Genomic DNA, 11,940 nt, shown 5'->3' on the forward strand with positions numbered 1-11,940 from the left:
TCGTGCCATGTGCTTTATGCGAGTTCTTCGAAGCTTACGATTTCTGCTTTCCGCGTATACTCGTCATATCGCAGGCCGCGGTCTTCGGTCTCGATCTCACCGTACTGGTTATCGTACGGGTCGGTACGGAAGTAGCGCTTGTCCACGGTGAATGGTGCCTGGAAGGCGCGGTTGGCAACCATGCGGTACGGGTCGAGGTTCCCGAAGTAGAACTGGCGACGCTCTTCGTTTTCATTCCGACGGGCACCGATGCCGAAGGACGGGTCTGCGAAGAGCCATCCGAATGGCTCGGCGTAGAAGCGTGCCCAGTCGTGTCCGCCGACGAATTCCGGCTCGGCTGCAAAGCCGCTCTGCCACTCAGCCGGGATACCGGCGCAGCGGCACATCGTGATGAAGAGCAGGGCGAAGACACCACAGTCGCCGGTGAAGCTGCGCGCGCAGTTCTCCGCGATGCTGTCCAGCGTGAAGTACGCCGGCATGTAGGTGTACCTGAAGTTCTTCGTGATGAAGTCGTAGAAGCTCTTCGCCTTCTCAAGCGGGGTCGTGCAGCCCTGTGCGCAGGCTTCGGTGAGCGCCCGGATGTACGGTGTAAATTCGATATGCGGCGCCAGCTCTGCAGTATCCTTTACGTACTCTGCAAGCGCCTCCGGCTTCAGGCAAGGCAGCTCCGGCACGCCACTCGGACGTTGTGCTGCTTCACAGCACGCACTGCCCGCATCCTGCATCGTGCCCTGAGACATTGGCATCCCGTGCAGTACCGTCTCCACGTCATGCCACTTCGCGGTGTGCACATAGGAGTAGGTCACGCTGAACTCGTGGTTTTCCTGCATGTTTTCTTCCCAGTAAACCGTGCGCTGCTCGGCGTCCTCTGGCGCGATCTGTCCGTTTTCCGGGAACATCGACTCGATGCGGATGTCGCTCTGCTGCTCGCAGGCTGCGGCGATCGGAACGTGCACGCGCACCAGCATGCCCGGCTTGAATGCCGCATCCTCTACCTTCACGGTAGCGCGGATGGTGATGCGGTTCGCGAGCGCTCCCTGCTCCTTCATGATGCGCATCGAGCGGTTCAGGCGCAGGTCGCCCTTGCTGCCACGGCCCGAGCTCTCGCCGCCGTTCAGTGCCACCTTCGTTCGATCACGGAATTCCGGCACGGATTTGCACATGCTCGAGAAAAAACGGTTGAAAATCCGCATCTCGCCATGGAGATAGATGAAACGGATCTGGCCGCACGCGACTGCCGCGTCGAACTCCTCCTCCGTGTACGACGGAATCTCCGCACGGATGATGTCCATCGCCTCCGCGCGGGTGTACGGGAAGTCAGCCGGCATACGGCGGATCATCTCGCGCTCCGCCAGCAGGCAGTAGCGGAGGTTCTCCGGCAGATTCGTGCACGCGAGGCGCTGGTCGATACAGTCAACCGCAGCTTCGAGCTCTCCGCAGAGCTTCATCTTCTCTACCGCCTCCGGCAGCCCGACATCCAGATAGCTGAAATACTGATTCTCGTTCATAGATAAAATCCTTTCGTTTTTCGTATGCAACACTCACCACCTTCCGGTGATGAGCAGCAGACGTATTTAAGCAGATGTTTCCCCGACGATCTGCGCTGTAACACAGCAGTTTCACCCATTATACCGCGTGCCGGCAGTAAGCGCCACCGCGGGGTCTGACCCCATTAAATTTTTCTAAACTGAATCTAAACAAAAGTTTATGGGGTCAGACCCCCTTACGAAATTCTTAAGGTCGCGTGCTGCGGGCGGCGCAGGCCTCAGCGCAGGAAGAGGCCGAAGATGTGCGAGCGGTCGAAGAGGAAGATACAGATGTCCATGAAGAGGTGCGCGATCAGGGTACTGACGATGACACCGTTGGCCTTCATGAGGAAGCCGGATGTGAAACCGTACCAGACGACCGTGGCAGAGTAGGCGCTCATGAGGAGGAGCACCGGGAGATTCCTGAACAGGCCGAGACAGTCGTTTCGGAAGCCATCCCAGGTGACGTCGAAGTAGACGAGACGACCGATGACGAGCATCACGAAGTAGAGAATCAGGTTTTCGTAATTGTAGTCCTCATAGATGAAGCGGATGTACATGAGGATCAGCATGACGTAGATCGACGCCATCAGCCGCACCGAGCCGCGCTTCTGCGCAGAGATGTAGCGCAGCGGCACGAGGACGCGGTCGAAGATGCGATCCACGAGCATCGACACGAGCAGAAAGCCGATGAGCACCCAGTCCTTGTACTGGTTCCAGACTTTACTTACGGTGTGGAGATTGATGCGATCGCCGATGATGTAGTAGAGCGACAGCAGGAGCAGAATCGAGGTGCTCGCGAACGCCATCTCGTAGAAGGATTCGATGAACTCGTGCGGCCGCGTATCCACCGGATCGAGCAGCGGCCGGCGGGCACGACTGTGTGGGCGGGTCTCTGTCGCCGGATCCGTATCCGGCCAATGTTCCCGACCGTTCAGACGGTCGTCGATCCGGTCGGCGTACTGGTGCCGGGTACGACTCTGCGGGCGGGTCCCTGCGTCGATGTCGACTGCATTGGCCTCGTCAGCTGTGGCGGCTGACGACGCGCCGTGACGATCGATCTCCTGCCGGATGCGCGCGAGGGCGAGAATCACGCCCATCACGAAGATGAGTCCGGCGAGCGAAACGAGGAAAAACGGCACGGCAGACGCCATGTCGAAGTAGTGTTCGATGTAGTTGAAATATTCCATAAGAAGCCTCTTTTGTCTTGATTCAACGAACTACATGATATACTTTTCGATATTCGTGTCAAGGAAGGCCGCGTGAAATTTCTGTGAAATTTCGGGCACGCCATAGAAAGAAAAACAGACAAAGTAAAACCCCAGTACCAGGTCATCTTCACTAGTACTGGGGTTTTACTGATCATTCGGGCTTCTGTATCCCATCGGAGTACCCTCCCTTATTTTATTTTAAATGCAGATCTCGAATCATTGAAGCATCGCCTATGACTTTCTACCATCTGCATCACACTGAGTTAAGAATCAATTTGATGAAGCATCGCCATCGCATCTCTTCTTTTGTTGTCTTTATTCTACGAAATAAAAAACGTTTTGTCAACATATTTTCATATAAAAATTTTTTCCACTTGTGAAACCTGTCCAACCCATGGCTGCATACAGCGAAAAATTTCGTATGACTTGTGTTCGCAAAAGGAAAATGACAAAATTAAAATAGACGAGGTAAACATCATCATCGGGCTTGCTTTCTGTCCCGGTGACGTTTTCATCTGGATATGAAGGAAACAGCCATGGCTACTTTGAAGAACATATGCACCTTTTTTCAGAATTTAAATGAAGAGGATACGGAGACCGGTAGAAAATATCGCGTGGAAATCGCGATCGATGTCACCAGCGATTTCACGGAAGAAAGACGGCAGGATGCGGTGGTCAAAATGTACCAGGAGATGGAGATGCTGGCCAACCGGAGTATGAAGGCAGCCATCGCTGCGGAAACGCCGGACGAGAGTATCCATATCATCCTGGAGCATCTGGGAAAGTTCCTCAACGGTGAGCGGACCTACATCTTCGAGCGAAACGAAAGCGGCGGCGACGACAACACCTATGAGTGGTGCGCACCTGGCGTCACCCCGGAGAAGGACAATCTGCAGAACGTGCCGCCGGAGGTCTGTGCCAACTGGTATCGTCACTTCGAGGACGGTAAGGCGATCGTGATCGGGGATCTGGAAGAAACGAAGGAAAGTGACCCGCTGCAGTACGAAAACCTGAAGCGCCAGGGCATCCATTCCCTCGTGGTGGTCCCGCTGTATGACGCCGAAAAGGTCATCGCCTTCTACGGCGTGGATAACCCGCCTCCGATGTTTTTAAAGTACTCCCACGATATGCTTCAGATCGAGGCCTCCTTCCTGATCTCCTGTCTCCGACGGAGAACTCTGCGCGCGAGACTGCTTGAGCTGAGCTTTCAGGACGCGCTCACCCGGCTCGGGAATCGCTTTGCGCTGACTGCCTATGTCAAGCGCCTGGATCCATCACAGAGCCTGGCTGTGGTATACTGAGACATCACCGGCCTGAAGCAGGTGAACGACACACAGGGCCACGAGGCAGGGGACGCCCTGATCCCCTTCACTCATGCAATTCCAGCGGCAGTCCATCCGGGTCATGAAAGAATGTCATCTTTTTTCCGGTATAATCGTCCACTCGGATCGGTTCGCATACAATCCCGACTTCCTCCAGCTCTTTCACCGTCTGCTCCACACTGTCCACACAGAACGCCAGATGCCGGAGCCCACAGGCTTCTGGTCGATTCACACGCTTCGGCGGATCTGCTTCTGCAAAAATCTCCAGCTCCGTATGTTCATCGATGCGCAGATCCAGCTTCCAGTCCTTCCGCTCCGGTCGATAGTTTTCTCTGACCACGGAAAAACCAAGTCTGTTCACATAGAACTCTTTGGCTGCTTCGTAATCTGATACGATAATTGCGACGTGATGTATTTTTGATAAGTTCATTTCCAAATATCTCCCATGTTCATTTCTTCCCGGGGGGCCTGACCCCAATATCAGCTGCTCGACTTATGCGTACTGCAAGGTATGAATTTCCGCCAGTTCATCCCCTCCATCTAACTTTAATAATAGACCTTTTCTGTATCCTTATCAGCGAAACTAATTACCATGGCTCCGTTATACCCGTTACACCTGTACACGTCAAGAACCAGATCCGTAAGCGTATTTTGCGTATTTTGTAACTACTGAAAAAGCGACGAGACTGGTTCACTGAGAATCAATCTCTTCGCATTGTTTTTTCTTCCCTTGGCCTGGTCCTCAAATGCTTCGATTGGCATTTTTAAAATTAATTTGCATTTCCGGTTGGCATTTTCTAAATATTTTTCTTTTTTTCGGTTGGCATTTTCTAAATATCTTTAAATATACGATTGGCAAATTCTAAATATGATGATATTCTTAGATTGATGAAAGCAGCCGCAGTCATTGTGTAAGGAGGCATAGAAATTGTACATTAATAGAGAAATAGATCATATTCTTCTTGACTGGAAAATGTCCGATCGACACAAACCCCTGATTCTTCGCGGAGTCCGTCAGTGTGGAAAAACTTCTGCTGTACGAAATCTATCTCAGCAGTTTGGGGATTACATTGAATTGAATCTGGAGAAAGAGCCGGATATAGGAAAAATATTTGAAGGCGAGCTGAATATGAACAAAATCATCAATCGCCTCGAATTACATTTTTCAAAGAGAATAAGCTCTGATACCTTGCTGTTTATCGACGAAATCCAGGAATGCCCTCGAGCCATTACCGCCCTTCGCTATTTTTACGAAGACAGGCCTGAATTGTATGTAATTGCTGCCGGTTCTCTGCTGGAATTTGTTCTGGATGGCAAAAAAAACGATACACCCGTTGACTTTCCGGTAGGTAGAGTCAGAAGTATATTCATGTATCCATTTTCTTTCACAGAATTTCTTCATGGCACTGGCAAGGAAATCTTAGCCGATTACCTGAAACATACCGACTTTTCCGAAACACCAAACGATGCTCATCAGGAACTTCTGGAAGAGTACAAAATATTTCTGACCGTTGGTGGCATGCCTGAAGCCGTAAGAGAATATGCAGAAACCGGCAGTATTCAGGCCTGCCAGCAGATTCACAGAGATATCATCCTGAATTTCAAGGACGATTTTAATAAATACAGCAGGAATGTCTCTCCGGAAATCATACGAAAAGTATTTGATTATGCTACTCATCATGTATGCAGTCAGACGAAATCATCCTCTGCCATCACAGGCGTGAGTGCTTATTATTTTGATTTATGCATAGACCTGCTAAAAAAAGCAGGTCTGGTATTTCCTGTGAAGGCCTCTGCCTGCGACGCCATACCGCTCGGCGTATCTGAAAAGGAGACCAATAAAAAGCTGCTGCTGTTTGACTCAGGCGTTTATCTGACCGAATGCGGCCTTGATGCCGGAGGTATTCTTGGTGCCGAAATTTATGACGACATGAATAAAGGCGACGTCGTCGAGATGGAAACTGGCCTTGAATTCATCAAAACTGCAAGTCCCTATTCAGAGCCGGGGCTGTTTTACTGGTATAGAGGCGGTGCTAATGCAGAAATTGATTACGCCATCGTTCGAAGCGGTCAGATCATTCCAGTCGAAGTTAAATCATCCGGAAAAGGAAGTATGCAAAGCCTGCACAGTTTTTTAGATACGCATAAATCACCGTATGGAATCCGAATCTCACTGGAAAATTTCAGCGAATATGAAACTATACACGTCTTCCCGGTCTACGCCGTGAGCAGAATATAACCCAAGAGCCTGCCCCTACCATCTTACTTACTCAATCGAAAATGTCACCGATACCTCGGCTTCTACCTCTACCTGTCCCGGCATCAGCGAAGTTCCTGTATCTGCACTGTCCATCTCCATCACAGCCATTTGTTTCATATTATTTGATGCATATGCCACTGCCTGATCACTGCTGCTTAACTCCTGTACCTGCGTCATGGCAACGACCTTTTTCCCGCCAGCTTCAGCCATAAGGTCTGCCTTCTTTCGTGCAGCCGTGATCGCATTTTTAAGCGCTTCTTCATAAAGCTCATCGAAGTTACTGCACTGATACTGCACAGAGTCGATGGAATTGATGCCAGCATTTACGGAATCGCTGATGATCGTCCCTGCTTCATCGATCGGCACAGAGGATACCACGATCTCAGTCGTCATTTCGTAACCCGTGATCTTTCTTCCATCATTCCAGTCATAGATCGGATTCAGTCCGACATTGCTGGTCTTGATGTCTTTTTCATCGATACCTTTTCCCTTTAAAAGAGATAATACAGCATCTACATCCTGTGCATTCGTTGCCTGACAGCTTTTCGCATCCTTCTCCTGTGTATACACGCTATACCTGATCTCCGCGATATCCGGTGTAGCCTTAACCTTTTCTTCACCTGATACAGTGATACCGGAATTTTCCGTAGACTGCACAGTGATCGTGGACGGAACGGTTGCAGACGAGCAGGCAGTCAGTGATGCGGATGCAAGAACACATGCCATAAGAGCGGCGGCATAAATATACTTTCTGTTTTTCATAGTCGAATCTCCTTCTTTTTTGATATTTGTTTCTATATCTAAAAAGACCGGTTATTCTTATATGTCGTCACAGAAATCTGGAGTTCTGAATGTACTTTTTCATTTCAGAAATCGGTTGGATGTTCCGTCCCCACCATCACCCGACGGACTTCCTGCTCTGGAAACGTCGTCCGCGTCCTCGTTCCTCTATGCTTCCGGCAGGCCGCAGCGCAGCGCCAGAACGGCTCCCGCCCGGCTTTCCCATACCCGCGCACGGCCATCCCACCACAGGCTTTGCATCGAATCCGATTAAAAAACGGATCCGCATTCTCCAGCTTCTGCAGCCGAAATTCCTTTCGGTACGCAAGGCGCCGCTCCCTTTCCTGCTGCACTGCTTCCCACTCCTCCCGCGAGACGATACCCTCATGCGCATCCATCACGAAGTACTGATCCAGCGCCCCCTCATTACGCGCACATTCCCCGGTCAGAAAGCTCACCGTGTAGTATTTCTGAAGCAGTAGATCCCCCTGATATTTTTCATTCTGAAGCATTCGCCGCACCGTCGTCGAGGACCAGCGCGCCGTCCAGCAATGTTCATGTTCGTCGCGCTTCCGGTTCTCTTCATCTTCCTTGAATAATTTCTGGCAGCTTTCATTCCAGAATCCGCTATACGCCTGACTCTGGCCTCGGTTGAATCCCGAAACGTATGCTTCTTTTCTGGCTTCATTTATCAGCTTTTTAATCTCACTGTCCTGCCCTCCCAGATAGACCTCATCTACAACATAGAAGGAATCCCCCTCGTTACTTTCTTCATCTATTTTGATTCTGTTCATCCCGTTACCTCCTCACCCTTGTTTGGAAAAAGAATTCTCATATAATCTCTTCCACTGTAAATCACTCGATCGATATATACTATATCATCTGATCTCAAGCGGTAAAAGGCAAGGTAATTCTTGAACGAAACATACCGGTATCTGCTGTTAAGTCCGTTTTCAAATTCTAGCTTTACGCCGGCTTCTGGAAAAGACATTAGAATATCGACCTTATCCATGATGCCCTCTACCGTATTCTGTGCTGCACTTGGATTACAGAGTTCCTTCTCGATATAATCCCATATGCCATCAAGATCCTTTAGCGCTCTCGGGGAATACTCAATTGTTCTCTGCATGTGCACGGGCCTTAAAGTGGTTTCTTACGTCATTCGAAGAAATCCATCCTTCTTCCTCTCCTGATCTTCTTCCCTCCGCCAGCTCACACATCAGACAAAGCTGAGCCCGCATCTGATCATATTTTTCTGCTTTTTCTCTCTGCTCCTCCTGCTCATCGATATTCATGACCGTATAGCAGCCACGTCCATTTTTGGTCAGATATAAAGGCTTTCCGACCTTAACAGTCTCAAGAACAGACGCATAATTTCTCAAATCAGAAATCGGTTTGATGTTCGGCATAATGAATCCTCCTTCCTCTCTATCTTCATTATACTTTCAAGCGTAACAAATTCAACGTCAAATTCAGCATCAAATTTGATGCGTTATCTTCGCCCATTCTATCTTCCCGGGGCCTGGCCCCAATGGCCCCCAATACACGAATGACATTCCGCTGGTACCAACAATTTTTTCACCATCTTTGGCCAGCCAGGACACAAAGGTCCCATCAGACATATGTCTGTCATAATAATCTCTCAGTGCAGGAACCAGATCCGGTAGCACCTTCCTCCTTGAGCTGATTTATTCTCATCTGGATGAGAGTATCAAGTTCCTTTTCTGTCAACTTTTTATACTGGATTTCCATGAAAACACCTCACAGTTCGCAAACCATAATGTATTCTTCGTCGTTCTCATCCACGGTCTTGAATCTGACCCATTACACGCTTAAATACCTTAAAATTTGTGTCATCTCGAGGGGAACAATATACGGCAAATTCAATGGTTTTAAATGCGTGCCGATAGTCCGTAATCACTTCTTTTGCAGCACGCGCTACCACCTCCGGCTTGTTCTGAAATGCTCCGCATCCAAAAGCCCCCAGAATTACCACTTCAGCTCCGTTCAACACGGCAATATCCAGAATCCTGGTTAACCTCTTTTTATGGATTTCCAGGAGTTCCCGGTCACTGACTTTTGCCGCCCAATTGCCGTTATCCTTATTGAACCGATTGCTCGGTCTCTCCCGCAGGTTCGGCGCTGCGCAGGTGATAACATCAACATCATACCAGTCTTTCTCATTCATTAGTTTCGGGCAGCTCGTATCCGTCTTGAATACGGTCACATCCGGCGTATAGATGATATCCGCATTGTTGATCGGATTTTTTGCGTTCCGATGAGGGTAATAGAATCCATTCATCATTTCCGGCACGCTCAGGCAGAAATACAGCCCGGAGCATCTGCAAAGGCACTCTTCCTGTGCGCTGGATCCCCTTGTCACTCCGCCACCCGGATTGGTCGCAGACGCAAAGTTATGTACCGCCACTTTTGATTCATGATAACCGGATGCTGCCTCAAATGTCCGCTTTGTGGATACGACGATCTTCGATTCTTCTGTGAAGCGTGACTTATCAGCGGAAACCAGCTCCATTCCTTCCAGAATCAGCTTCTGGTTTTTCACAGACCGTACAAGGGCATCCTTAATCCTTTCGTTTGTTTCACACAATCTTTTAGTGTCTTCGAAAATCTCCACATTTTCAAAACTGCTCATACATTGCTTATTTCCTTCCTCTTACTTTCATGTGTTTTGCCGTCGGGCTTTCTTTGTTTCTCGTTTCTTCCCGGGGTCTGCCCTGATATTCTGCCTTAGATCTTCTGCACGTATCTGCACTTCGGGTAATTACTGCATCCCATAAACTTTCCATACCTGCCGTTCCGCTCGACCAGCTGCCCGCCGCGCCCTTCTTATCCACGAGTATTTCCGTGACGAACTTCGGCTTGATACCCAGGCCACCTGTCCTCGCCTGGTCGTCAGCATTCCTCCGATTCAGGTCCTTCATCCGACATTCATAGCGGATGCCGGCCGCGCTCAGCGCATCCTTCATCCGATTCAGTTCCTCCGCATCCGAAACCGCCGCCACGCACGTCTTAAAAAAGTGATCAAACATATCCCTTTACCTCACTGACGACCTATGCGTACTGTAAGGTGTGAATTTCCGCGAGTTCATCCGCCAACAGTATCTTCAAATTACGCATATCGATTTCATTCTGCATATCCAGAAAATATGCGTCCGACACACCAAACAGCTTCGCCAATCTAAGCGATGTATCTGCCGTAATCTTTCTTCTACCATGCAGAATGTCCTGTATTCTGGACACCGGCACCTTGATATCCTGCGCCAGCTTATATGCACTTAACCCCATTGGAATCATAAACTCCTCCTGGAGAATTTCTCCGATTGACGGAGTTTCGATACGATTATTCGTCATAGTTCATCCCCTCCATCTAACTTTAATAATAGGCCTTTTCTGTCTCCTTATCAGCGAAACCAATTACCATGTCTTCGTTATACCCGTTACGCATGTACACGTCAAGTGCTAGATCCGTAAGCATATTTTGTAACTACTAAAAAAGCGACGAGCCCGATTCATCACGAATCAAACTCATCGCTTCTTCTTATTCTATGTCACGTTTGATCATGCGAGGGACATCCGTCCTATCACGAAACACCCTCATTCAGCCAATCCCATACTGCTTCATCAGCTCGTCGCAATATGCCGGATCCTCCGCCGCACGCTTCGCATCCTCGATGCGATTCTCGGTAAGCAGGATTTTCATAAGGTCCGCCATCTGGCTCTTTCCTTCAGTATTTCCTTTCTCTATTCCTTCTGCTATTCCTTCGGCTCTTCCTTTGGCCATTCCTTCCTCTATTCCTTTGGCAATTCCTCTGTTCTCAATCTTATCCAGAATCTCACACATATTTCGCATCTCTCCCTTCTGAGCATCTGATGCTTCATTATAAACATCTTCAAACCGATGGTCGTTTGTCATGACACTAAGCAGCTGTAGCGTTTCCTGCACGTGCGCCAAATCCTGCAGGCTCGGCTCATAGTCTCCATTCTCCTGCTTCTGCACGAAATAGTCCGCCACAGCCCGGAAATCACTCTGAAATAAGTCTACCTCCTCCTTGTCCATAAACGCAATCTCAAATACATTCAATATACCCCGATTCTAGCATGGAAGTTCAGTGCAGTTTACGGAGCTCAGCGGTCGCTGTTCCGTTTTTGAACGGCCGCTTTCCGACGCAAAACGGCCGCTCTTTTTTTAATCAAGTGACATGAATTATCTGGTGTTGATCTTGATTGTATAGTGTTTTGTTGCTCGCTTCATGATGGAATTCGCCGATACCTCATCGTTGAGAATCATCGCCTTCCAGTTCTCTGGATTACGTTGAGAGCAGACGATAGTGCTCTTTTGCTGTTCATTTCGCTTTTCAAGTAATTCGAAAAGAATCTTGATCTCACGCTCGTCTGTTATCGTGTGGAGCAGGAAATCATCAAGGATGATCAAATCCCATCTCAGGTATTTCTTCATCTTACGAGCGTATTTGTCATAATCCTGTTCTTTTAGCGCAACCATACTCTCCAGCAGTTCTTCGCTGTGAAAATAACCAACGTTATAACGATTACAGGCTTTGATACCGATAGCCCTTGCAAGATAAGACTTTCCGGCGTCGGACTCGCCGAGAATACAGAGATTATATCCTCGTTCAATGAAGTTCAAGGAGGCGAGCTGCTCCGTTACGCCAGTAGGGAGATACTCACGTTTGTCAGAATCGACACATTTCGTCAGTTCCTCAGGCGATCCATTTAGACGTGCAGCTGTTAAACGATTCTTCAGTGTCGTGCTGACTTTTTCCTGAAACTGCGGGCCAATCAGCTCGGCGATAAGTGTCAGA

14 protein-coding genes are annotated in these 11,940 nt (G+C 49.1%); 2 read left to right on the forward strand and 12 right to left on the reverse strand.

Annotated elements, in window-relative coordinates; genetic code table 11:
- Positions 1–14 precede the first annotated feature (14 nt).
- On the reverse strand, positions 15–1,508 hold the full coding sequence (locus tag ACTNC3_RS09470) for a transglutaminase-like domain-containing protein (RefSeq protein ID WP_410043772.1): 1,494 nt from the start codon (positions 1,506–1,508) through the stop codon (positions 15–17).
- A gap of 257 nt (positions 1,509–1,765) precedes the next feature.
- Complete coding sequence (locus ACTNC3_RS09475; RefSeq protein WP_441227268.1) at positions 1,766–2,716, reverse strand: hypothetical protein; 951 nt, start codon at positions 2,714–2,716, stop codon at positions 1,766–1,768.
- 557 nt (positions 2,717–3,273) lie between these two features.
- Here ACTNC3_RS09475 and ACTNC3_RS09480 point away from each other — a divergent pair.
- Positions 3,274–4,038, forward strand: a complete 765-nt coding sequence (locus ACTNC3_RS09480; protein WP_441227269.1) for a GAF domain-containing protein — start codon at positions 3,274–3,276, stop codon at positions 4,036–4,038.
- A gap of 67 nt (positions 4,039–4,105) precedes the next feature.
- Here ACTNC3_RS09480 and gloA2 read toward each other — a convergent pair whose 3' ends face one another.
- Positions 4,106–4,489 (reverse strand): SMU1112c/YaeR family gloxylase I-like metalloprotein, encoded by a 384-nt coding sequence (gloA2, locus tag ACTNC3_RS09485; protein WP_410044153.1) that lies wholly within the window; start codon positions 4,487–4,489, stop codon positions 4,106–4,108.
- Between the two features lie 498 nt (positions 4,490–4,987).
- Between gloA2 and ACTNC3_RS09490 the strand changes: the two genes are divergently transcribed.
- On the forward strand, positions 4,988–6,298 hold the full coding sequence (locus ACTNC3_RS09490; protein WP_441227270.1) for an ATP-binding protein: 1,311 nt from the start codon (positions 4,988–4,990) through the stop codon (positions 6,296–6,298).
- 27 nt (positions 6,299–6,325) lie between these two features.
- Here ACTNC3_RS09490 and ACTNC3_RS09495 read toward each other — a convergent pair whose 3' ends face one another.
- The 9 genes from ACTNC3_RS09495 to ACTNC3_RS09535 form a co-directional block, all read right to left on the reverse strand.
- A complete protein-coding gene (locus ACTNC3_RS09495; protein ID WP_410044151.1) occupies positions 6,326–7,081 on the reverse strand; it encodes an SIMPL domain-containing protein in 756 nt (251 codons plus the stop codon).
- 104 nt (positions 7,082–7,185) lie between these two features.
- On the reverse strand, positions 7,186–7,893 hold the full coding sequence (locus ACTNC3_RS09500; protein WP_441227271.1) for a recombinase family protein: 708 nt from the start codon (positions 7,891–7,893) through the stop codon (positions 7,186–7,188).
- Positions 7,890–8,228, reverse strand: a complete 339-nt coding sequence (locus ACTNC3_RS09505) for a type II toxin-antitoxin system RelE/ParE family toxin (protein ID WP_441227272.1) — start codon at positions 8,226–8,228, stop codon at positions 7,890–7,892. Before ACTNC3_RS09505 ends, ACTNC3_RS09500 begins: the two co-directional genes overlap by 4 nt.
- On the reverse strand, positions 8,212–8,508 hold the full coding sequence (locus ACTNC3_RS09510) for a hypothetical protein (protein ID WP_410044147.1): 297 nt from the start codon (positions 8,506–8,508) through the stop codon (positions 8,212–8,214). The genes ACTNC3_RS09505 and ACTNC3_RS09510 overlap by 17 nt, the downstream gene beginning before the upstream one ends.
- A 389-nt stretch (positions 8,509–8,897) precedes the next feature.
- A complete protein-coding gene (locus ACTNC3_RS09515; RefSeq protein WP_410044146.1) occupies positions 8,898–9,752 on the reverse strand; it encodes a TIGR02452 family protein in 855 nt (284 codons plus the stop codon).
- A 7-nt stretch (positions 9,753–9,759) separates the two neighbouring features.
- Positions 9,760–10,149 carry a hypothetical protein gene (locus ACTNC3_RS09520; RefSeq protein ID WP_441227273.1) on the reverse strand — a complete coding sequence of 130 codons (390 nt, stop codon included), beginning with the start codon at positions 10,147–10,149 and terminating at the stop codon, positions 9,760–9,762.
- Between the two features lie 22 nt (positions 10,150–10,171).
- Positions 10,172–10,471 carry a HigA family addiction module antitoxin gene (locus ACTNC3_RS09525; protein ID WP_441227274.1) on the reverse strand — a complete coding sequence of 100 codons (300 nt, stop codon included), beginning with the start codon at positions 10,469–10,471 and terminating at the stop codon, positions 10,172–10,174.
- A gap of 247 nt (positions 10,472–10,718) precedes the next feature.
- Positions 10,719–11,177 (reverse strand): hypothetical protein, encoded by a 459-nt coding sequence (locus tag ACTNC3_RS09530; protein WP_441227275.1) that lies wholly within the window; start codon positions 11,175–11,177, stop codon positions 10,719–10,721.
- A 147-nt stretch (positions 11,178–11,324) separates the two neighbouring features.
- Positions 11,325–11,940, reverse strand: a 616-nt coding sequence (locus tag ACTNC3_RS09535; protein ID WP_441227276.1) for an ATP-binding protein, incomplete at its 5' end; no start/stop codon positions are given.

The sequence above is a fragment of the Oribacterium sp. HCP3S3_B9 genome (assembly GCF_052064255.1).
Lineage (GTDB): Bacteria > Bacillota > Clostridia > Lachnospirales > Lachnospiraceae > Oribacterium.